Annotated in this window: 16 protein-coding genes; 11 read left to right on the top strand and 5 right to left on the bottom strand. The window is 68.7% G+C overall.

The annotated features are described in order from the left end of the window. Nucleotides 1-25 precede the first annotated feature (25 nt). Nucleotides 26-1735: a DUF885 domain-containing protein gene (locus AC06G6_RS05795; protein WP_479827217.1), complete on the top strand. Its 1710-nt coding sequence runs from the start codon at nucleotides 26-28 to the stop codon at nucleotides 1733-1735. Between the two features lie 300 nt (nucleotides 1736-2035). Further along, entirely contained in the window at nucleotides 2036-3493 is a 1458-nt protein-coding gene (locus AC06G6_RS05790) for a dicarboxylate/amino acid:cation symporter (protein WP_479827216.1), read from the top strand. Nucleotides 3494-3625: 132 nt separating this feature from the next. Here AC06G6_RS05790 and AC06G6_RS05785 read toward each other — a convergent pair whose 3' ends face one another. After that, nucleotides 3626-4192: a hypothetical protein gene (locus AC06G6_RS05785; RefSeq protein ID WP_479827214.1), complete on the bottom strand. Its 567-nt coding sequence runs from the start codon at nucleotides 4190-4192 to the stop codon at nucleotides 3626-3628. 272 nt (nucleotides 4193-4464) lie between these two features. Here AC06G6_RS05785 and AC06G6_RS05780 point away from each other — a divergent pair, with 272 nt between their 5' ends. Further along, entirely contained in the window at nucleotides 4465-5208 is a 744-nt protein-coding gene (locus AC06G6_RS05780; RefSeq protein ID WP_479827212.1) for a TetR/AcrR family transcriptional regulator, read from the top strand. 1 nt (nucleotide 5209) lies between these two features. Next, complete coding sequence (locus AC06G6_RS05775; RefSeq protein WP_479827210.1) at nucleotides 5210-7750, top strand: MMPL family transporter; 2541 nt, start codon at nucleotides 5210-5212, stop codon at nucleotides 7748-7750. A 50-nt stretch (nucleotides 7751-7800) separates the two neighbouring features. Here AC06G6_RS05775 and AC06G6_RS05770 read toward each other — a convergent pair whose 3' ends face one another. Both AC06G6_RS05770 and AC06G6_RS05765 read right to left on the bottom strand, forming a co-directional pair. Further along, a complete protein-coding gene (locus tag AC06G6_RS05770; RefSeq protein ID WP_479827208.1) occupies nucleotides 7801-8019 on the bottom strand; it encodes a hypothetical protein in 219 nt (72 codons plus the stop codon). After that, nucleotides 8020-9510 (bottom strand): HNH endonuclease, encoded by a 1491-nt coding sequence (locus tag AC06G6_RS05765; RefSeq protein WP_479827206.1) that lies wholly within the window; start codon nucleotides 9508-9510, stop codon nucleotides 8020-8022. 367 nt (nucleotides 9511-9877) lie between these two features. Between AC06G6_RS05765 and AC06G6_RS05760 the strand changes: the two genes are divergently transcribed. The 3 genes from AC06G6_RS05760 to AC06G6_RS05750 all read left to right on the top strand — a co-directional run bounded on the left by AC06G6_RS05760 (nucleotide 9878) and on the right by AC06G6_RS05750 (nucleotide 13331). Then, complete coding sequence (locus AC06G6_RS05760) at nucleotides 9878-10555, top strand: Maf family protein (protein ID WP_479827204.1); 678 nt, start codon at nucleotides 9878-9880, stop codon at nucleotides 10553-10555. A 157-nt stretch (nucleotides 10556-10712) separates the two neighbouring features. Next, nucleotides 10713-12533: an acetyl/propionyl/methylcrotonyl-CoA carboxylase subunit alpha gene (locus AC06G6_RS05755; RefSeq protein WP_479828550.1), complete on the top strand. Its 1821-nt coding sequence runs from the start codon at nucleotides 10713-10715 to the stop codon at nucleotides 12531-12533. A 66-nt stretch (nucleotides 12534-12599) separates the two neighbouring features. Further along, entirely contained in the window at nucleotides 12600-13331 is a 732-nt protein-coding gene (locus tag AC06G6_RS05750; protein ID WP_479827202.1) for a glutamine amidotransferase, read from the top strand. A 188-nt stretch (nucleotides 13332-13519) separates the two neighbouring features. Here the strand turns inward: AC06G6_RS05750 and AC06G6_RS05745 are convergent, their stop codons facing one another. Beyond that, a complete protein-coding gene (locus AC06G6_RS05745) occupies nucleotides 13520-14932 on the bottom strand; it encodes an MFS transporter (RefSeq protein ID WP_479827198.1) in 1413 nt (470 codons plus the stop codon). Between the two features lie 287 nt (nucleotides 14933-15219). Between AC06G6_RS05745 and AC06G6_RS05740 the strand changes: the two genes are divergently transcribed. From AC06G6_RS05740 to AC06G6_RS05725, 4 genes are all read left to right on the top strand, one after another. Continuing rightward, nucleotides 15220-16644, top strand: a complete 1425-nt coding sequence (locus AC06G6_RS05740; protein WP_479827196.1) for an MFS transporter — start codon at nucleotides 15220-15222, stop codon at nucleotides 16642-16644. Nucleotide 16645: 1 nt separating this feature from the next. Beyond that, nucleotides 16646-18868: a molybdopterin oxidoreductase family protein gene (locus tag AC06G6_RS05735; RefSeq protein ID WP_479827194.1), complete on the top strand. Its 2223-nt coding sequence runs from the start codon at nucleotides 16646-16648 to the stop codon at nucleotides 18866-18868. Continuing rightward, nucleotides 18865-20421, top strand: coding sequence for an FAD-dependent oxidoreductase (locus AC06G6_RS05730; RefSeq protein ID WP_479827192.1), 1557 nt, complete (start codon nucleotides 18865-18867; stop codon nucleotides 20419-20421). Before AC06G6_RS05735 ends, AC06G6_RS05730 begins: the two co-directional genes overlap by 4 nt. Before the next feature lie 258 nt (nucleotides 20422-20679). Then, nucleotides 20680-21210, top strand: coding sequence for a hypothetical protein (locus AC06G6_RS05725; protein ID WP_479827190.1), 531 nt, complete (start codon nucleotides 20680-20682; stop codon nucleotides 21208-21210). A 96-nt stretch (nucleotides 21211-21306) separates the two neighbouring features. Here AC06G6_RS05725 and AC06G6_RS05720 read toward each other — a convergent pair whose 3' ends face one another. Next, nucleotides 21307-21474 (bottom strand): hypothetical protein, encoded by a 168-nt coding sequence (locus tag AC06G6_RS05720; protein WP_479827188.1) that lies wholly within the window; start codon nucleotides 21472-21474, stop codon nucleotides 21307-21309. Nucleotides 21475-21676: the final 202 nt, after the last annotated feature.

The raw sequence follows: 21676 nt of genomic DNA, 5'->3' as shown, positions 1-21676 counted from the left end.
CCCCGGCCCGGCTAATGTTTTTCGGGTGACTACCGAACCCACTGACAACACTGCCGCCAACAGCACCGTTCCGGCGCGCCCGCACACCGCTATCGACGCCGTCGCCGATGCCTTCACGGACACGCTGATCCGGCTTAACCCGAGTTTCGCCACCGAGCTCGGAATCCCCGGGCACGAGACCGAATACCAGGACTTCTCCCCGGCCGGGATTGAGGAGTTCGCGGCCGCCGCGCGCGAGACGCTGGCGGCGCTGGAGGGCCTGGAGCCGGCGGACGACGTCGACGCCGTCACCCTGGATGCCATGCGCGAGCGCCTGGGCCTGCAGCTGGAACTCCACGCATCCGGCTGGGACCTGGCCGAGCTGAACAACATCGCCTCCGCGCCGCAGGAGATCCGGGCGATCTTCGACCTGATGCCGACGGACACCGCGGCGCAGTGGGAGCACATCGCGGGCCGTGCGCACAACGTCCCCGCCGCGCTGGACGGTTACATCGTGTCGCTGCGCACCGCTCTGGAGGCCGGCAAGGTTGCCGCCGCGCGGCAGGTGAAGATCGTGATTGAACAGACCACCAAGCACGCCGCGGAGGACGGCTTCTTCGCAAAGCTGGCGGCCAACGCCAAAACCGCGGACGGCCCGCTGCCCGGGGACGTGCAGTCCGCACTCGACGCCGGCGCCGCCGCCGCACGGGTGGCCTACTCCCGGCTGGCCGGCTTCCTGGAGTCCGAGCTGCTGCCCGTCGCGCCGGAGAAGGACGCCGTGGGCCGCGAGCGCTACGCGCTGGCCTCCCGCGGGTTCCTCGGCGCCGCCGTGGACCTGGAGGAAACCTACGCCTGGGGTGTGCAGGAACTCGACCGCCTGATCGCCGAACAGGAGCGGGTGGCCGAGGAAATCCGCCCCGGCGCCACGATCGAGGAAGCCAAGGAAGTCCTGGACAACGATCCCGCCCGGCAGCTCAAGGGCACCGAGGCGCTCCGGGTGTGGATGCAGGAGCTCTCCGACCGGGCCGTGGCCGACCTCGCCGGCGTGCACTTCGACATCCCCGACGTCATGAAGACCCTGGAGTGCAAGATCGCCCCGACGGACGAGGGCGGCATCTACTACACCGGACCCTCGGACGACTTCAGCCGGCCGGGCCGCATGTGGTGGTCCGTGCCGCCGGGCGAGGACACCTTCACCACCTGGGCCGAGACCACCACGGTCTACCACGAGGGCGTCCCGGGCCACCACCTGCAGATCGCGACCGCCACCTACCGCCGCGAGCTCCTCAACAAGTGGCGCCGGAACGTCTGCTGGACCTCCGGGCACGGCGAGGGCTGGGCGCTCTACGCCGAGAACCTGATGCAGGAACTGGGCTACCTCAAGGATCCCGGTGACCACATGGGCATGCTGGACATGCAGCGCATGCGGGCCGCCCGCGTGGTGTTCGACATCGGCGTCCACCTGGAGCTGGAGATGCCCGAGCGATGGGGGTCTGGCACTTGGACCCCGGACAAGGGGTACGGGTTCCTCAAGGAGAACCTCGCGATCAGCGAAGGCCAGCTGAACTTCGAGTTCACCCGCTACCTCGGCTGGCCGGGCCAGGCGCCGTCGTACAAGGTGGGCCAGCGGCTCTGGGAACAGATCCGCGCCGAGCTCGAATCCCGTCCCGGCTTCGAGCTGCGGGCGTTCCACACCAAGGCCCTCAACATCGGCTCGGTCGGGCTCGACACCCTCAAGCGCGCACTCTTGGCGTAGCACCGCCGAGAGGCGCGCCGCCGGTGCAACTCCGCCGGCAAGCGGGCACTGCCGGCGCAACACCGCCGAAGTGACAGTTCGCGCCCATGGTGGGGCAGCCCATGGGCGCGAACTGTCACCTCGGCGTAAATCCCGGGCCGCACGGGAGACAATCGCCACAACCGGCCCGGGAATAACTTCACAATCGGGGTGTCCCCCGGCGTGTTTCCGGGGATTTTGCGTGCGGGGCCGGAAATCTGCAGCGTCATATTTCTCAACATCCGTTCGCCGTGATAGTTGCGCCGGACCTAGCGTGATCCGGTGAGCACTCAGACAAACACCCCCGCACCCGCCGGAAAGACCGGCTTCCAGTTGCCCAAGTGGGCCGGCTCGTTCGGCTTCCAGATCATCGCCGCCCTGATCGTGGGCCTGGGACTTGGCCTGCTGGCCAAGTACACGGGCAGCACCAAGGCGAACCCCAACGCCCTCGGCGCCACCCTGCAGACCATCGGCTCGAGCTACGTCTCGCTGCTGCAGACTGCCGTTGTGCCCCTCGTCTTCACCGCCGTCGTCAGCTCCATCTCCAACCTGCGCGCCGTCTCCAACGCCGCCCGGCTGGCCTGGAACACGCTGCTCTGGTTCGCCATCACGGCGCTGATCTCCGTTCTGATAGGCATCGGCCTGGGTGTGTTCCTGCAGCCCGGCGCCAACACCGGCATCACCCAGGAAGCCAAGTACGCCGGCAAGTCCGGTGACTGGTGGGCGTTCCTGACCGGGCTGTTCCCGAAGAACTTCCTGGGCCTCGGCGCCAGCACCACCGTCACCGAGGGCGTCGCCACCACCGCGGTGAGCTTCAACGTCCTGCAGATCCTGGTGATCGCGGTCGCCGTCGGCATCGCAGCGCTCAAGGTGGGCAAGGCGGCCGAGCCGTTCCTGAACCTCAACGCCTCCGCCCTCGCCGTGATCCAGAAGGTCCTCTGGTGGATCATCCGGATCGCCCCGATCGGCACCGTCGGCCTGATCGGCAACGCTGTGGCAATCTACGGCTGGGACACCATCGGCTCCCTGGGCAAGTTCACCTTCGCCATCTACGTGGGCCTGGCCCTTGTGCTGTTCGTTGTCTACCCGGCCCTGGTCCGCGCCCACGGCCTGTCGATCAAGCAGTACTTCTCCGGCGTCTGGCCGGCCGTCCAGCTGGCCTTCGTGTCCCGCTCCTCGGTGGGCACCCTGCCGCTGACCCAGCGCGTGACCGAACGCAGCCTGGGTGTCCCCCGCGCCTACGCCTCCTTCGCCGTACCGCTGGGCGCCACGACCAAGATGGACGGCTGCGCCGCGATCTACCCCGCCATCTCGGCGATCTTCGTGGCCCAGTTCTTCGGCATACAGCTCGACTTCACCCAGTACCTGCTGATTGCCCTCGTCTCCGTGCTCGGCTCCGCCGCGACCGCCGGGACCACCGGCGCCGTCGTGATGCTAACCCTGACGCTCTCCACGCTGGGACTGCCGCTGGCCGGCGTCGGGCTGCTGCTCGCGATCGACCCGATCCTGGACATGGGCCGCACCGCGGTCAACGTGGCCGGGCAGGCCCTGATCCCCACGATCGTGGCCAAACGCCAGGGCATCCTCGACGAGTCGCTGTACAACGCACCGCGCACCGGTGACCCGTTCAGCGACGAAGTCGACACCGCAACCGGCACAGCCAACGCCGCCGTCGACCCGGCTGCAGCCGCTCCCGCGGCGCCGCCGGAAGGCCGCGCGTTGGCCGGCACCAGGGCGTAACCGACTGCACCGGCATTGAACGGCGCCAGCCTTAACAGGGGAAGTCCCCGGGAATACTCCCGGGGACTTCCCCTGTTAAGGCGCGACTGAGCCGCGACTGAGCCGCGTCAATCGACGATTGTGCGGTGACGCCTAGTGTCCGCCCCGGCCTCCGCCAATCACGCCCTTCTCGACCGCCTTGGCGACGGCGTCGGCCTCGGCCTGGGTCAGCGTGCCGTCGGTGACCGCCGTATCCAGCTTGGTCTTCAGCGCCGCGGCACGGTCAGCCTGGGCCGCGGTCCGCAGCTCCTCCAGGGCCGCGGTGACCTTGGATTCCTCCATGCCCAACGACTCCGCCAGCGACTTCGCCAGGGCCGCTTCCCTGGTTGCGCGGTCCGGCTTCGTGCCCTCAGCCGGCGGGGTGGTCGGCTTGTTGGCTTCGCGGAAGGCCTGCAGGGCCTCGGTCACCTTGGCCTCATCGACGCCGAGCTTGGCAGCCAGTTCGGCAGCCTGGGCGGCACCGCGCTCTCCGCCCTTGCCGTGGCCGCCGCGCATACCCTGACCGTCGGTGGTCCCGGGCGTTGCCTCTGCCGACGCGCTGGAACTGGGGGTGGGGGTCGGCGTCGTGGCTGCCGATGCCATCCCGGTAACTCCGAGGCCGGCGCCCAGGGCCAGTGCCCCGGCCGAGATGGCGAGCGTCATTCTCTTGGTACGTGACATGTGCTGTCTCCTGGTCTGCAGCTGGTGACGGCTGCGGTTGTGGTTGTCTTTTCCAAGACGTAGTTCCAGTCTCCGCCGGACCCTTCAGCGGGAGCTGTTCGGAACCTTTCATCTTCCTGTGAAGGTTGGCGACGGTCATCTGGCGGAGATTTGGGGGCTCGGGATGCGGGCCGACTCCCCCGCAGCGGGTCCCCCGGCACCAAATTCCCACAGCCGTTCCCCTGCGCCGAAAAAAGTTGCCCGGAGTGCAAACATGCACGTAGTGTAACCGTGTGCCCGTTACCCCGCCCCCCACCGCAGACGTCCCGTCGGCGTCCCACTCGCCGGCTGACGGACCGTCGCGCCGCGAGCTGAACAAAGCGGCCACGCGCCAGGCCATTACCGACGCCGCGCTGGCTTTGCTCCGGTCCAACGGCCCCGGCAATTTCACGGTCGAGGACATCGCCGACGCCGCCGGTATCTCCCGCCGCACCTTCTTTAACTACTTCAGCAGCACCGAGGCGGCAATTGCCGCCGTCACCTTCGGATTCCTGGACAAGGCACTCCAACAGTTCCGCCTGCGCCCGGCAGGGGAACCCTTCCTGGAATCGGCCCGGGCAGCCCTCGTGGAGCTCGCGGACCCGATGACGGTCGCCCCACTGGCCGAGCTGTACAGCTTGGGCCAGGCCAATCCGCAGCTCAGCCGGTCCGAGCTCGAAGCCTGGGACCACTGCACCGTGGAGATCATTACCGCGGCCCGCGAGCGGGTCAGCGAAGGCGCCGAGCTGGACGAGCTGTACCTCCGCGCCCTGGCCGGCTCGGTCATCTCCTGCGGCAAAGCCGCCATGGACGTCTGGTTCCTGCGGTGCGGCGGATCCCTCACCCCGGAATCCCTGTCCACCCTGCGGCAGCTCCTGATCGATTCCATGGGCCTGCTGGGCTCCGGATTCGCCCGCCCCGACGCCGCGCCTTCAACTACCCAGGCAGCCAACCCGGCGCCCAACTCCACCGCCACCCCTTCCCCAGATCGGCACTGACATGGCCCTGATGCTCTACCGCCTCGGCAAATTCTCCTACCGCCACCGCTGGCTCGTCATCTCCCTGTGGCTCGCCGTTATGGTGGCCGTCGGTGGAGCGGCAGCCGCCTTCCACGGCACCTTGTCCAACAACTTCCAGATCCCCGGCACCGAGACCCAGCAGATGGCCGACAAGCTCAAGACCGAGCTGCCCTCGTCCTCCGGCGGCTCCGCCAGCGTGGTGTTCGAAGCCAACGACGCCGAGTTCAGCCAGGCGGGCAAGGACGCCGTCACGGCCGCGCTGACCAAGCTCGAGACCCTCCCGGACGTTCAGGGCACGGTCGACCCGTTCGCCACCCAGGCGCAACTGGAGACGGCCGTCACCGATCTGGCCGCCGGCAAGGAGCAGTCCGCTGCCGGCAAGGCCCAGCTTGAGACGGCCGCTGCCGAGCTCGCCGCCGGCAAGGCCCAGCTGGACGCTGCCGAACAGCAGATGGCGGCTGCCGGAATGCCGGCCGCTGCAATTGAGGCACGGCTCGGCCAGCAGAAGGCTGCCCTCGCCGAAGGTCAGTCAAAGCTCGACGCCGGCACGCAGCAACTGGAAGCCGGCGAGGCCAAGCTGGCCCTTGGCGCCCGGCAGCTGGAGGCCTCGAAGGGCCTCCGCTTCGTCTCCGAGGACGGCAAGGCAGCGATCGCGCAGGTCCAGTTCAAGACTTCCATCAACGGCCTCAACCCGGAGGTCCGGCAGGAAGTCCAGGACATCGTCAAGGAGGTGTCCGCCGCCAACGTCACGGCCCTGCCCAGCAAGGAAATCAGCGAGGACATCTCCGAGCTCTTTGGCGCCGCCGAAATCATCGGCATCGCGGTTGCGGCCCTTGTCCTGATCATCATGCTCGGGACCCTTATCGCCGCCGGGCTTCCGCTGCTGATGGCAGTCGTCGGCGTGGCCGTCGGTGTGGGCGGCACGTTCGCCCTCAGCGGCGCCACGGACATGAGCTCCATCTCCCCGATGCTGGCGCTGATGCTCGGCCTCGCCGTCGGGATCGACTACTCGCTGTTCATCGTGAACCGGCACCGCGGCCAGCTACTCTCCGGCATGGACCCCGAGGAGTCCGTGGCGCTCGCCACCGGCACGTCCGGCAACGCGGTGCTCTTCGCCGGCCTGACCGTCATCATCGCCCTCGCGGCCCTGGTTGTCCCGGGCCTTCCGTTCCTGGCCGTCATGGGCCTCTCCGCCGCCGCAACGGTCGCCGTCGCCGTCGTTGTGGCCCTGACCCTGACGCCGGCTGTGCTTTCCCTCATTGGTCGGAAACTGATCTCCAAGCGCGCCTGGGCCAAGGCGGACCGGCACAACGCCGCGCCCGGCCACGAAACCGAGGACCGCGCCAAGGACGAATACCGCAGCAGCCACGGCTGGGGCGGCATTGTCACTAACCACCCGTGGCTGGCCCTGCTGGCCGGTGTGGTCCTGCTCGGTGTTGTGGCACTGCCCGCAGCCCAGCTGCGGCTCGCACTGCCGGACGCCAGCTCCGAGCCGGTCGCCTCGCAAGCCTTCCAGGCCTACGACGTCACCAAGCGGAGCTTCGGCGAGGGCATGACCGGCCCAATCATCGTGGTGGGCGATCTCCCCGAGGGACTCAGCGAAGCCGAGGCGCAGGCCACCCAGTTCGACGTCGCGGACATCCTGCGCGAGACCGAGAATGTCAGCGCCGCCGTGCCGCTGGCTCTGAGCGAGGACCGCCGCACCGCGGTGTTTCAGGTCATCCCGAACGAGGGCCCGGCCAGCGCCAGCACCGTTCAGGTAGTATCCGAACTCCGCGCCGAAAAGGGCCAGATCAAGGACACCACCGGCGTCAGCATCGGGCTCACCGGACAGACCGCCGGCAACGTCGACGTGTCCACGAAACTCGGCGACGCCCTGCCGCCGTACCTGGCGATCGTGGTCGGCCTCTCGCTGATCCTGCTGCTGCTGGTCTTCCGCTCCATCTGGGTCCCGCTGCTTGCCACCGGCGGATTCCTGCTCTCGCTCGCTGCCGCCTTCGGTGCCGTCGTCGCCGTCTACCAGTGGGGCTGGCTTGGGCCCATCTTCGGCGTCGAGAATCCGGGCGCCGTGCTGAGCTTCCTGCCGATCATCCTCATTGGCGTGCTGTTCGGCCTGGCCATGGATTATCAGGTGTTCATTGCCTCCGGCATGCGCGAGTCGTACATGCACGGTGAATCGGCCAAACACGCGGTCCGCTCGGGGTTCAGCCACGCCGCTGCCGTGGTCACCGCGGCCGCGATCATCATGGTCAGCGTGTTCTCGGGCTTCATTTTCTCCCACCTGAACATGGTCCGGCCGCTCGGCTTCGCCATGGCCTTCGGCGTGCTGATTGACGCCTTTGTGGTCCGGATGACGATCGTCCCCGCCGTGATGTACCTGCTCGGCGAAAAGGCCTGGTGGCTGCCGCGCTGGCTGGACCGCATCCTGCCGGACGTGGACGTCGAAGGCGCCAAGCTGCGCAAGCCCGCGGCTGCCGTCCCGGGTCCCGTTACTGAACCTGAAGAGGCCTCCGTCCGGTAGCCCTCTGGCTGCATCCGGCCGCCTTGTAGGTTCCACGAGCCGCCCGCCGATCATTGCGATCGGCGGGCGGCTTTGTTGTCGCCGCGTTCGGCGAGACTGGCGTCCGACGACGACGACGACGCCGACGGCACCGCCGCCGGCTGGGCGGCGTCCGACGGCGGCACCATCCAGGCAGGCCGGCCGCGGTGCAGGCTGCTTTTGCAGGCAGCCGGTTGTTTGTTCAGGATGCCGGTTGTTTGTTCAGGCTGCGGCGCTCCACTGTTGTTCATTCAGGCTGCGATTTGGCTTTGCCTGCGGGTGCGGTGCAGGTCGTTGGCCCTTTGGTGGCGTTGGCGGCGGTGGTCCGGGCTCCGTGCCACGGCCAGGTCCGCGTTCGGTTCGGCGTGGCGGAGAGGGGTTCCCGGGAGGGGCGGTGCGGTGGAGTGGTAGGTGTGGCCGGTGGGGGTGGTGACGTCGAGGGTGTGTCGGGGTCCGGGGCGTGGTCTGGAGGACCAGCCGGGGGTTTCTTTGGTGTGGTTGCAGGCCTCGCAGAGCCCGGCGCCGTTGTCCTGGGTGGTGGTGCCGTCACGGTGCCAGGGGATGATGTGGTCGAAGTGTCTGATGGGGGCGTCGCAGAAGGGGGTGCGGCAGGTGTCGTCGCGGGCGGTGAGGAAGCGGCGGAGTCCTGGCGGGAAGAGCCGGGCGCGGGAGTCGAGGGCGGTGAGCTCGCCGGTGCCGGGTGCGGTGTAGAGCCGGCGGAGCCAGACGTTCATGGCCTTGTCTCCGCTGCTGTCTCCGCGGCTGTCCGAGGCGGAGTCCCGGGTCCGGGTACCGGTTCCGGCGTCCCCGGCGTTGGTGAGGAGGTCGCGGGCCCAGCCGGCGGGGACGATGCCGTAGCCGGGGAGGCGGGCGGGTTCGCTGTCGCCCTGGAAGAGGGTGCGGTCGGTCATGACGAGCTGGATTTCGATCCCGCTGATCCCGCCGGCCGTTCCGGTGGTGCGTTCGATGAGGGTGTCGGCCATGAGCTGCCCGCGGGTGCGGGGGTCCCCGGCGGAACGGAGGGTGTCGGCGTGCCGGGTGAGGCCGGCGTAGACGGCGACCCCGGCGGCGACGGGGAGCAGGGCGGTGAGGTAGCACATGGTGTCCGGGGCCGGGCGGAGGCTGACGTGCCGTTCGGTGCTGGCGTGGCTGGCGCGCTGGGTGACCGAGCGCGGGTCCCGCCGGTAGGCCGCGGTGCGGGCTGCGGCGATGATTCCCCGGTCCCCGGCGCCGTCGAAGGTCCCGGCGTCGGCCGCGAGCTCCTCGTCGACGGCGGCCCGTTCCTCCGCGGACAGGCACGCGGTTTCACGCACGAGCAGGGTGGCGCGCCATTCGTTGAGCTGCCCGGTCTCCAGGGCCGCGAGGGTGTGGGGCATTTCGGTGACGAGGGCTTTCGCCAGGCCTAGGAGCCGGCCGCCGCGGGCCGGGGATTCCCGCCGGGCCAGGGCGATCTGCGCGCCGACCCCGGAGCCCAGCTCCGCGGCCGGTATCCCACGGTCCCGCTGTTCGCGGCGCTGGAGCAGGTCGAAGGCGACGGACAGCCGGGCCTGGCGGGCAGCCAGGGCAGACTTTTCGTCTTCCAGGGCCCGGATTTCAGCAATCAAACGCTCACCGTCCAGCCCAGGCACACCGCCGCACAGCGCTGTGCCTGCATCTTCGGTTGCCGGCCTGTTCCCGCAACTACAGGCGCAGCTGCACCCCTCTGCTGCCAGAGCCCCCGCGGCTGACTGAGTACCGTCCATGGCTCAAGTGTCCCGGAAAGCTATGACATTATTGACGGCCAACAGAAGCCGGTCAACCGCTTCGGAGGCCATTGGGGAGGTCCCCACACCGGACGCTATCGGCACACGGCTTAGGACCAGTGCCACTTCAAGGCGCGTCCTGACCGTGGCCATCGCGGAGCTCAGCTCCTCCAACCGCCGCCACAATTCAATCCGTCCTGCATTGCTCTTAGGCAAAGTAACCTCTTCAAACGCGCGGCCGCACATCGCTATCGCGCTGAGGAGTTCGTCTTGCGGTCCGTGGTTCCCGTCCATGAACCAACGCTCTCATCGACCTCTGACAAAAAAGGGCACGGCGACGACGAGCCCTAGGAACTAGGCTGGAGCGGTGACCCGCCTTATTCTTGCCTCCCAGTCCCCCGCCCGCACCAAGCTGCTCACCGACGCCGGCATCCGGCACGAGATCCTCGTTTCGGATGTCGACGAGGACGCCGTCCAGGCCCGCTACGGCGTCACCGACCCGCACGACACCGCCCTGCTGCTGGCCCGGGCCAAAGCCGAAGCCGTGGCCTCCCTGCCCGAGGCCGACGGCGCCCTGGTGATCGGCTGCGATTCGGTCTTCGAGTTCGACGGCGAGGCGCACGGCAAGCCCTACACGGCCGAGGTCGCCAGGGAGCGGATGCTCCGGATGAGCGGCAGCAAGGGCGTGCTGCACACCGGACACTGGCTCGTCGACTGCCGCGACACCGAGGAGACCGATGAATCCGGGGCTGCCGGCTCCGGCGCAACCCTCGGGCACGTCACCTCCGCCGAGGTCCACTTCATGGAGATGAGCGTCGAGGAAATCGACGCGTACATCGCCACCGGTGAGCCCCTGCAGTGTGCCGGCAGCTTTACGATCGACGGCTACGGCGGAGCCTTCATCCGCAAGGTCGACGGCGACCCGCACGCCGTCGTCGGGCTGTCCATTTCCACCCTCCGCGGACTGCTGAACCAGGCGCAGGTGGGCATCACGGAACTGTGGACCACCGGCGCCGCGGATCCCGCACTGCTCCGGGCCGAGTGAGCTAATTCGCAGAGCTTTGTAGCAACCCTACAAAGGTGGGGCCCTTTGACCGCGGAATCCGCAAGTAATATCGGCGGAACCCACAAAACCGCGCTAGGCTCCCTGAAGGAAAGAAGGAGACGCCTTGTCAGCAAATTCGGAGCAGTCCGCAACCCCCGTGCAGCGATCAGCCCCAGAAGGCACCGCCGCAGCCACCCATCCGCTGAGCAAGGTGCTGATCGCCAACCGCGGCGAAATCGCCGTGCGCATCATCCGCGCCGCCCGCGATGAGGGCATCGCCTCCGTGGCGGTCTACGCGGACCCGGACCGCGACGCGCTGCACGTCAAGCTCGCCGACGAGGCCTACGCCCTGGGCGGCAACACCGCCGCCGAGTCCTACCTCGTGATGGACAAGCTGATTGAGGTGGCCCACCGCTCCGGTGCCGACGCCATCCACCCCGGCTACGGCTTCCTGGCCGAGAACGCCGAGTTCGCCGCCAAAGTGATCGACGCCGGCATCACCTGGATCGGCCCCTCCCCCGCCGCGATCTCCGCCCTGGGCGACAAAGTCCAGGCTCGCCACATCGCCGAAAAGGTCGGCGCCCCCCAGGTTCCCGGCACCGCCGACCCGGTCGAATCCGCCGAGGAAATCCTCGAGTTCGTCGACAAGTTCGGCCTGCCGGTCGCCATCAAGGCAGCCTTCGGCGGCGGCGGCCGCGGCATCAAGGTGGCCCGCACCCGCGAGGAAATCCCCGAACTGTTCGAATCCGCCGTCCGTGAAGCCGTCGCCGCCTTCGGCCGCGGCGAGTGCTTCATCGAGCGCTTCCTGGACGCCCCGCGCCACGTCGAGACCCAGTGCCTCGCCGACGCCTACGGCAACGTCGTGGTGGTCTCCACGCGCGACTGCTCGCTGCAGCGCCGCAACCAGAAGCTCGTCGAGGAAGCACCGGCCCCGTTCCTCACCGAGGAGCAGAACCGCCGGCTCTACGAATCCTCCAAGGCCATCCTGAAGGAAGCCGGCTACCTCGGCGCCGGCACCTGCGAGTTCCTCGTGGGCCAGGACGGCACCATCTCCTTCCTCGAGGTCAACACCCGCCTCCAGGTGGAGCACTGCGTCTCCGAGGAGGTCACCGGAATCGACCTCGTCCGCGAGCAGTTCCGGCTGGCCCGCGGCGAGGAACTCGGCTACGGGGACCCGGAAGTCCGCGGCCACTCCATCGAATTCCGCATCACCGGCGAGGACCCGGGCCGGAACTTCATGCCCGCCCCCGGCACCATCACCCTGCTCAAGAACCCGACCGGGCCCGGCGTCCGGATCGACTCCGGCGTGGAGCAGGGCGACATCATCAGCGGCAATTTCGACTCGATGCTCTCCAAGCTGATCGTCACCGGCGCCACCCGCCCGCAGGCCCTGCAGCGAGCCCGCCGCGCCCTCGAGGAGATGGTGGTGGAGGGCATCCCCACCGTCATCCCGTTCGACCTCGCCGTCGTCACCAACCCCGATTTCGCCCCCGCCGAGGGCCCGTTCAAGATCCACACCCGCTGGATCGAAACGGCCTTCGTCAACGACATCCCCGCCTGGACGCCAACCGGCACCGAGGCTGAAACGCCCGACGCCGGCGAACGCCAGCGCGTCGTCGTCGAGGTCGGCGGCAAGCGCCTTGAGGTCGTCCTCCCGGCGTCGCTGGGCACCGGAGGCGGCTCAGGGGCCGTCAAGCCGGCCAAGGCCAAGAAGCGGTCCCGCACCGGCGGCGCCGTCGCGGCCGCCAGCGGCAACGCCCTGACCTCACCGATGCAGGGCACCATCGTCAAGGTGGCCGTCGTCGAGGGCGCCCTCGTTGCCGAGGGCGACCTGGTGGTGGTGCTCGAGGCCATGAAGATGGAGCAGCCGCTCACCGCGCACCGCGCCGGAATCGTGATCGGGCTGTCCGCCACGGCCGGCGAGACCGTCTCGGCTGGCGCCATCATCGCGCTGATCGAGGACGACGCCGCCGAGTAGCCGTCAGACGGCGGGACGCAGGCGCGCCTCTGGCGCCCCCGCGTCCCGCCCGTGCAGACTTGGTCTGTGAAACCATTTCTGCTCCTGGCCTCCCGGGCCGAGGACGCCGCCGCCGAGGACGAATACGAAGCCTACCTGCGCTACGGAGGGCTCGAACCCTCGCAGCTGCGGCGGATCCGGCTGGAAGCCGCGCCGCTGCCCCGGCTGGATCTCTCCGAGTACTCCGGGGTGATCGTGGGCGGCAGTCCCTTCACCTCCAGCGACCCCGCCGAGGAAAAGAGCGACGTCCAGCACCGGGTGGAGCATGAGCTCGCGGCCCTGCTGGACCGGATCGTGCCCGAGGACTTCCCCTTCCTGGGCGCCTGCTACGGGGTCGGCACGCTGGGCCGGCACCAGGGCGCCGTGATCGATCGGACCTACGGCGAGGGCCTCGGCGGTGTGACCATCAAGCTGACGGAAGAAGGGCTGGCGGACCCCCTGCTGCGCGGGCTGCCGGACAGCTTCACGGCCTTCACCGGCCATAAGGAAGCCTGCACCCTGCTCCCCTCCCACGCCGTGCTGCTGGCCAGCTCCGCCGCCTGCCCGGTGCACATGTTCAGGATCAAAACCAACCTGTACGCCACACAGTTCCACCCCGAACTCGATGCGCAGGGCTTGGTCACCAGGATCGACATCTACCGCCATGCCGGTTATTTCCCGCCGGAATCGGCCGAAATGCTGATGGAGGATGCCCGGCGGTTCACGGCCACGGAACCCATGAAGATCCTGCGGAACTTCGTGGAACTCTACGCGCGCTAGGCACGGTCTTCCGGTCCGCTGTCCGGCGTTCCTGCCCAGTCTTCCGGTCCGCGTTCCGGGCGTTCCTGCCCTGTTACTTTCCCCGGCCCCTCCCGCCGACACGGAAATGCCCGGCGTGTTCAGTGAACACGCCGGGCATTTCTGTCGGTAACCGGGCGGGAGCGTCAGCCCCAGCCCGGGAACCGGGGTCAGGCGACGTTGTTGGTGTATTCCAGGTCGCGGGTTTCCTTGCTGACGAACAGGGCGATCAGCGTCAGCACCGCCATGGAGGCGAGGTAGACGCCGACCAGCATCGGGCTGCCCTTGCCCACTTCCCAGAGCCAGACGGCGATGAACGGCGCCACGGCCGCACCGAGGATGCTGGAGAAGTTGTAGCTGATGGCGGAGCCGGTATAGCGGACGTTTGTCGGGAACAGCTCCGGGAGCAGCGCACCCATGGGCCCGAAGGTCAGCCCCATCAGGGAGAATCCGATGATCAGCAGGGCCATCGTGCCGACGAAACCGGCGCTGAACAGCGGAACGAAGAGCAGGCCGAACGCGATGATGCCGAGGGTCACGGCGATCAGCATCTTGCGGCGGCCGTACTTCTCGGCCAGCGGGCCGGAGACCAGGGTGAAGATACCGAAGAACACGACGCCGGCAATCAGCATCCAGAGGAAGTCGTTGCGGGTGTAGCCCAGGCCGGGGACGAACGCAGCGGCCGCGGCCTCGGTCATCGGCTTGCCGGCTTTCTCCGCTGCGGCCTTCGCGGCGTCCAGGCTGGAGGCGCGGGTGCCATAGGTCAGCGTGAACGTGGTCATCAGGTAGAACAGCACGTAGGTGGCGAGCATGATGAACGTGCCCAGGATCAGCTTGCGCCAGCTGGTGTTGAAGACCCGGGCCAGCGGCAGCTTGGCGACCTCATTGGACTCCAGAACCTTGGTGAAGGCCGGGGTCTCGATCAGCTTGAGCCGGACGTAGAGCCCGATGATGACCATGACGGCACTGAGCAGGAACGGCACACGCCAGCCCCATGCCATGAAGGCCTCGGGTGACAGGGCGTAGCTGAAGACCAGGAAGATCACGTTGGCGATGATGAAGCCGATGGGCGCACCCAGCTGCGGGAACGTGCCGTAGATGGCACGCTTGTTCGCCGGGGCGTTCTCGGTGGCCAGCAGGGCGGCCCCGCTCCATTCGCCGCCGAGGGCAAGGCCCTGGGCGAAGCGCATGACGACGAGCAGTGCCGGCGCCCAGAACTCCCAGCCCGGAACAAGCGCCGTCGGGAGGCAGCCGATGAGGAAGGTGGCAATACCCATGGTCAGCAGCGACGCCACGAGGGTGCCCTTGCGGCCGAACTTGTCACCGAAGTGCCCGAAAATGATGGACCCGAGCGGACGGGCGATGAACGCGACGCCGAACACGGCGAACGAGCTCAGCAGCTGGGTGGTCTCGTTCTGGCCGGGGAAGAACAGCCGCGGGAAAACGAGCACAGCGGCGGTGGCGTACACGTAGAAGTCGTAGAACTCAACGGTGGTGCCAACCAGGCTGGCGACGATAACGCGGCCGCGCGAGTTCACCGGTTGGGCGGACCCATGCTCCGCGGAGGTGGCAGTGGATGACATGTAGTAGCGCTTTCGTGAAGACCGGGCTGGGCCTGCAGGAGGCCGCCCGGAAGAGGATACGTATGCTTACATAATAGTTTCCGGCGTCCAGTCAATGGACAAATGTTCCACTATTTGGACGCCGGGATTTGTCTCACGTGGTGGTCATCACACTACGCCTAACGGAGACCCTCACCCCGCCACAAACGCGCCGATAGGCAAACGTCACAGCACGTTAACAAACGGCGAGGCTCCCGGAAACGCGGATTACCTACCTTGGAAGGACAACATCCCCCAAGGAGGTCCCCGTGACTGCTGAACGCACTGCAGATGCCCCAACCGGCATTTCCCCCACTCTTAACACCGGCACCACCCTCGGCGGTCCCGCCCTTGAATACCGCCCCGGCCGCTGGATTGCCAACTGGGATGCCGAGAACAAGGAACAGTGGGAGTCCCAGGGACGCACCATTGCCCGCCGCAATCTGAACTGGTCCATCTTCGCCGAGTTCCTCGGCTTCGTCGTCTGGCAGCTCTGGTCGATCGTGGTGGTCCAGCTGCCCGCCGCCGGCTTCACCTTCACCACCTCGGAAATCTTCTGGCTCATCTCGATGCCGAGCCTGGTCGGCGCCACCCTCCGGATCCCCTACACCTTTATGGTCCCCCGCTTCGGGGGCCGCAACTGGACCATCGTCTCGGCCCTGCTGCTGCTGATCCCCTCGATCGGCCTGGCCCTGTGCGTCTCCAACCCGGAGACCCCGTTCGGCACCATGCTGTTCGTGGCCGCCCTCGCCGGCTTCGGCGGCGGCAACTTCGCCAGCTCGATGGCGAACATCACCTTCTTCTACCCGGCCCGCGAGAAGGGCTGGGCGCTGGGCCTGAACGCCGCCGGCGGAAACCTCGGTGCCGCCGTCGCACAGCTTGCCGTCCCGATTGCGATCACCCTGCTGGCCGCCGGCACCGTGAACCTGCCCATGGCCGGCTGGATGTGGGTCCCCTTCATCCTGATCGCCGCGTTCGGCGCCTGGAAGTACATGGACAACCTCACCAGCGCCAAGGGCGACGTCGCGGGTTCGCTCGCCGCGCTCAAGGAACCGCACCTGTGGATCATGGCGCTGCTGTACATCGGCACCTTCGGCTCCTTCATCGGCTTCGCCGGTGTGTTCCCCAAGCTCATCAAGGACTACTTCCCGGCATTCTCCTCCATCGGAGTCGGCACTGTTGCCCTGTCCCTCGCCTTCCTGGGCCCGCTGGTCGGCTCGCTGGCCCGCCCCTACGGCGGACGCATGGCGGACCGCATGGGCGGCGCCCGGATGACCGTCGCAGCGTTCGCCGCGATGGCCGTCATCACCCTGACCATGATCTGGACCCTGCCGCTGAAGAACTTCTGGCTCTTCCTGGGCCTGTTCCTGCTGCTCTTCACCGCCAGCGGCTTCGGCAACGGCGCAACGTACCGGATGATCCCGATCATCTTCGCCACCTCCAGCCGGGCAGCCAAGGCCGGCGCCAGCACGGTCACCACCCAGCGCCTCGCCTCCTCGGCCCTTGGCCTGATCTCGGCCATCGGCGCCTACGGCGGCTTCGTCATCCCGCAGGTGCTCAACGCCTCCAACAGCGCCAGCGGCTCCTACACCCCCGCGTTCTACGGCTTCGTCGGGGCCTATGTCCTGATGCTGGTCGTCTGCTGGTTCTGCTACATCCGCAACGCCAACCGAAACGCGATGGGACACGTCTAACATGACCAACGGCGCCGACACGCACTGCCCCTACTGCGCTCTGCAGTGCGCCATGACGCTCACCACACCAGCGGCGCTGACCCCGGCCTCCCAGCCGGGGTCAGTCCCCGTGCCGGAGCAGCCCGCCGCCGCCCTCCTGGACGTGGCCGGACGGGATTTCCCCACGAACCGGGGCGGGCTGTGCCGCAAGGGCTGGACCTCGGCGTCGCTGCTGAACCACCCCGGCCGTGTCACCGAACCGCTGCTTAAGGGCGCCGACGGCGTCCACCGCCCGATCGGCTGGGACGAGGCGCTGGAGCGCATCACCGCTGCGGTGAAGTCCACCCGCGCCCGCCACGGGGCGGACGCCGTCGGCGTCTTCGGCGGCGGTGGGCTCACCAACGAGAAGGCCTACCAGCTGGGCAAGTTCGCCCGGCTGGCCCTGGGCACCTCACGGATCGACTACAACGGCCGGTTCTGCATGTCCTCCGCCGCCGCGGCCGGGATGCGCGCCTTCGGCCTTGACCGCGGCCTGCCCTTCCCGCTGGAGGACCTCGATGCCGCCAGCACCATCCTGATGCTCGGCTCCAACGTCGCCGAGACCATGCCCCCGTTCGTGCAGCACCTGCAGGGCGCCCGCGACGCCGGCGGCCTGATCGTGGTGGACCCCCGACGTTCCGCCACCGCGGCGTTCACCTCCGACGGCGGCGGCCTGCACCTGCAGCCGCTGCCCGGCACCGACCTCGCCCTGCTGCTGGGCCTTGCCCACGTCGTGATCCACGAGGGCCTGGCCGACGCCGGCTACATCGCGGCCCGCACCGCCGGGTACGACGCCGTCGTCCGCAGTGTCGCCTCCTACTGGCCCGAGCGCGTGCAGTCCCTCACAGGCGTCCCGGCGGGGCTGATCCGCGACACCGCCCGCCGGCTCGCCGACGGCTCGCGCCGCGGCGGCAGCTACATCCTCACCGGCCGCGGCGTGGAACAGCACGTCGACGGCACGGACACCGCCACCGCGGCCATCAACCTCTCCCTGCTGCTGGGCCTGCCCGGCTCCACGCGCAGCGGCTACGGCACACTCACCGGCCAGGGCAACGGCCAGGGCGGCCGCGAACACGGCCAGAAGGCGGACCAGCTCCCCGGCTACCGCAAGATCACCGACCCCGCCGCCCGCGCCCACATGGCCGAGGTCTGGGGCGTGCCGGAAGGGCTCATTCCCGGCCCCGGCCTGCCCGCCGTGCAGCTCCTGAAGTCCCTCGGACAGCCCGACGGCGTCCGCTGCCTCTTCGTGCACGGCGCCAACGTGGCGGTGTCCGCCCCGGACGTCAACGCCGTGATCGCCGGACTGCGGAGCCTGGACTTCCTGGTGGTCTGCGATTTCTTCCTCTCCGAGACCGCCGCGGAGGCGGACCTGATCCTTCCGGTCACCCAGTGGGCCGAGGAGGAAGGCACCCTGACCAACCTTGAGGGCCGGGTGCTCCGCCGCCGCCGGGCCCTCGCTCCCCCGCCCGGGGTGCGCAGCGAGCTGTGGATCATGACCCGGCTGGCCGAGGCCCTGGACGCCCCGTCGATGTTCAGCGAGGATCCGGAAACCGTCTTTGAGGAACTCCGGCTCGCGTCCTCCGGCGGCCTGGCCGATTACTCCGGGATCGACTACGCCATGCTGGACCGCGGCGAGGCCGCCTACTGGCCCTACCCCGCCGGCAGCAACGGCACCCCGCGGCTGTTCCTGGACTCCTTTGCCCACGCGGACGGGCGGGCCGTGTTCACTCCGGTGACGCCCCGCCGTCGTGCGGCTTCGGCTTCGGATGCTGCCGACGCCGCGGACCGGGCCGGCAGTTTTCAGGTGGGCAAGCCGATGACGCTGATCACCGGGCGGCTGATGGAGCATTACCAGTCCGGCGCGCAGACCCGGCGGGTGGCCGCGCTGGCCGCGGCCCAACCGGAAGCGCGGCTGCAGATCCATCCGTCGGCCGCCGCCGCTCAGGGCATCGCCGAGGGCGACGTCGTTTCGATTTCCAACGGGCGCGGCGAGGTGGCCTGCCGCGCCGAGCTGAGCACGGACATCCGGCCAGAAACGGTGTTCCTGCCGTTCCACTTTCCGGAACTGGAGAGCGCCAACCGCCTCACGGAGGCGGCCACGGATCCGATCTCCGGAATGCCGGAGTTCAAGAACAGCCACGTCTGGGTCAGGCCCGGCGCCGCCAATCTCCGCGCGAATGAACTGCAGAAGGAAGGTGCGTCATGACTGAGCGCATTGTTGTTGTGGGCTTCGGGCCGGTGGCCGCGCGGCTGGTCGACGAGCTGCTCCCGGCGGTCCAAAGCGGACTCGCGCACCTGACGGTGATCGGCGAGGAGGCAGAGGCCGCGTACAACCGCGTGCTCGTGGCGGATCTCGGCGTCGGGCGGACCACGGCGTCGGCCCTGGCGCTCTCCGACGCCGCTGCGCTGATTGCCGACGGCGTCGACGTCCGGCTGGGTGTCCGGGTCCGCCGCGTGGACCGCGCCCGGCAGCAGCTGGTCCTCAGCGACGGCACATCCCCCGGTTACGACCGGTTGGTCTTCGCCACCGGCTCCCGCCCGGTGATCCCCAACCTCACCGGGCTCAACCCGGACCCGGCCGCGCCGGTCCTGCCGGCCGGCGTCACCGCGCTGCGGGACCTGCGCGACGCTTCGGTGCTGCAGGCGGCGGTGGCCGGCGGCAAGCGCGTGGTGGTGCTGGGCGGCGGCGTGCTGGGCCTGGAGACGGCCCTCGCCGCAGCCGAGGAAGGCGCCACGGTGACCGTGGTGCACAACGGCCCGCATCCGCTGGGCCGCAACATCGACCGCGGCGGCGGCGCCGTGCTCGCGGCTTCGCTGCGGAACTGCGGCGTGCGGGTGGCCGGCAACGCCCGGTCCACCGGAGTGGAACACAACGCTCCCGACGGCGGCTTTTCGGCGCTGCTGCTCGACGACGGGTCCGCGATCGACGGCGACCTGCTGGTTCTCTCCTGCGGCGTGCGCCCGCGGACTGAACTCGCCGAAGGCTGCGGGCTCTCCACCGGCGCAGGGATCCTGGTGGACCACAAGCTCCGGGCACACCACGAGCCGCACATATTTGCGATCGGAGACTGCGCCGAGGTCCGCTGCCCCGAGCCCGACTGCACGGAATGCCGGACGGCCCGCGGCCCGTCCGGGCTGGTGGGCCCGGGCTGGCGCCAGGCCGAATGGCTCGCCCAGTACCTAACGCTGCTGGCGTCCGGGGCTGCCGACGCCGAGAAGCTGCCGGCGCTTCCGCCGGAGCTGCCGGGTGTGGTGGTGCTCAAGGCTCGGGGCATGAACATGGCGGTGGCCGGGGATGTGTCCGCCGACCCGTGGGACGAGGAAGCTCTGACGGCCGGTGCCGTGAACGGCCGGGCCAGGCTGCAGATCGCGCAGTGGGCGGATCCCGAGCACGGCCGCTACGTGAAGATGACCACGCGCGCCGGTGTCCTCGAGGGCCTGGTGGCAGTGGGTATGCCCCGCACCGGGGCCGAGCTGGTGCAGCTCTTCGAACGCGGCGCCGAGCTCCCGGCGGACCGGTCGCTGCTGCTGCGCCTCGACGGGCCGGACCAGGCGGCCGCTGCCGGCGCTGCCGACCCGGAGCGCACCGTGTGCCGGTGCGCCGGGGTCAGCGGGACCAAGATCGCCGCTGCGGTGACCGGCGGCTGCGGGACGGTAGCCGAAGTCTCGGGCGCCACCCGCGCCGGGACAGGGTGCGGCGGCTGCCATGACGACATCAAGGGACTCATCGAAAAGCACTTTCAGGGGGCCGTGGCCTGACACCGGACCGCCGCTGTCTTAGCCCCGGCCGCCATTGCTTCCATCGCCTTCCGGGCAACGACCTGCCTGCGCACCAGCGCCCTCGCGAAGGCGTGAAACGGGAACGGGGAGCTTCGCAGGTAGTGGGCACTCCAGATGCGAGTAGTGAACACTCGCAGGCGGGCCGCGTGGACGGGGTTAGCATGCAAGGGCTTTGCCGTTAGGGACTCGTCCCGTTTTGTCCGGGGGGACTTTCGCAAGCTATCCAGGAGGATCTTCATGAAAAGCTGGCTCGCCCCACTCACTCTCGCACTCGCTGCCGGACTGGCAGCAGGCGCAAGCGTCGGCCCGGCCGTCGCCGCGCCCACCGACAACCTGGCCGTCCCCGTACCGGTCAACGAAGAGCCCTTCTACTTAGATTGCCAAGACTTCGACGCCGAGGTCCAGCTTTCGGGCAAGACAGGGGAACTCCGGTTGCCGGGAGACCGCACGGTCTTTACCGGTCCGAACCTGAGGGTTACTCTGACGGGTCCCTCAGGGAAGACCGTTAGCTACGTCATCACCGGGGCGACGCACGTAACAACCCTTTCCGACGGCAGCTTTGATGTCACCGCAACGGGGTCGAACATCATCATCGTTCCCTACGTTCCCGACGATCCCGCCACCACTGACGTCGTGGAAGGGCACTCCGCCGGGCTGTTCTTCACGAGGGGCACCATGTCCTGGAAGCTCAACTCCGACGGATCGGAAAAGGAATTGTTCTCCGGCAAGGGAACCGTGACGGACGTCTGCGCGTTGCTGGCCCCGTAACTTCCGACAAACGCAGGGGCGCCCGCGGCAGTTGCCGCGGGCGCTCGTGCGTTCATAACCATCAGCCCGGGTCCCTTTCGAACACGGCGTGCGGTCTTACTGCCCCGCGTCGTCGAAGCTCTTCTGCCACTGGGCATGCTCAAGGCCGGTATCCAGCCGCCGGCTGGCAGTCCACCTGGGCAGGTAGTCGGGCGAGGGCGGCTCACGGACGGGCTCGGGCTTCCTGGGCTTGGGCTCAGTCCGGGTCTGGATAGGCTTGGCCACCGGACGGGTCTGAATTGGTCTGGCCACAGGCCTGGACTGGACAGGCTTTCGGGGGTGGCTCGGCCTCGGCCCCGCTACAGCGAAGGCCGCCATCCACCACCTGATGCAGGCCACAAGCGCCCAAAGGACGAGCCCGGCCAGAATGACCTGCCAGAGTGCGACCACTACCCCGATGGCGAGCAGCACGACGATCCACATGGCG

The organism is Arthrobacter sp. CJL-S3, assembly GCF_056711635.1.
The sequence above is the reverse complement of the archived record's forward strand: the minus strand, read 5'-3'. Positions and strand labels throughout refer to the sequence as shown.

Bases quoted from the DNA above. Each gene is read 5' to 3' on its own strand.
- AC06G6_RS05785 (WP_479827214.1), bottom strand. From the start codon at position 4,192: ATGTCACGTACCAAGAGAATGACGCTCGCCATCTCGGCCGGGGCACTG.
- AC06G6_RS05775 (WP_479827210.1), top strand. From the start codon at position 5,210: ATGGCCCTGATGCTCTACCGCCTCGGCAAATTCTCCTACCGCCACCGC.
- AC06G6_RS05770 (WP_479827208.1), bottom strand. From the start codon at position 8,019: ATGAACAACAGTGGAGCGCCGCAGCCTGAACAAACAACCGGCATCCTG.
- AC06G6_RS05765 (WP_479827206.1), bottom strand. From the start codon at position 9,510: ATGGACGGTACTCAGTCAGCCGCGGGGGCTCTGGCAGCAGAGGGGTGC.
- AC06G6_RS05745 (WP_479827198.1), bottom strand. From the start codon at position 14,932: ATGTCATCCACTGCCACCTCCGCGGAGCATGGGTCCGCCCAACCGGTG.
- AC06G6_RS05735 (WP_479827194.1), top strand. From the start codon at position 16,646: ATGACCAACGGCGCCGACACGCACTGCCCCTACTGCGCTCTGCAGTGC.
- AC06G6_RS05730 (WP_479827192.1), top strand. From the start codon at position 18,865: ATGACTGAGCGCATTGTTGTTGTGGGCTTCGGGCCGGTGGCCGCGCGG.
- AC06G6_RS05725 (WP_479827190.1), top strand. From the start codon at position 20,680: ATGAAAAGCTGGCTCGCCCCACTCACTCTCGCACTCGCTGCCGGACTG.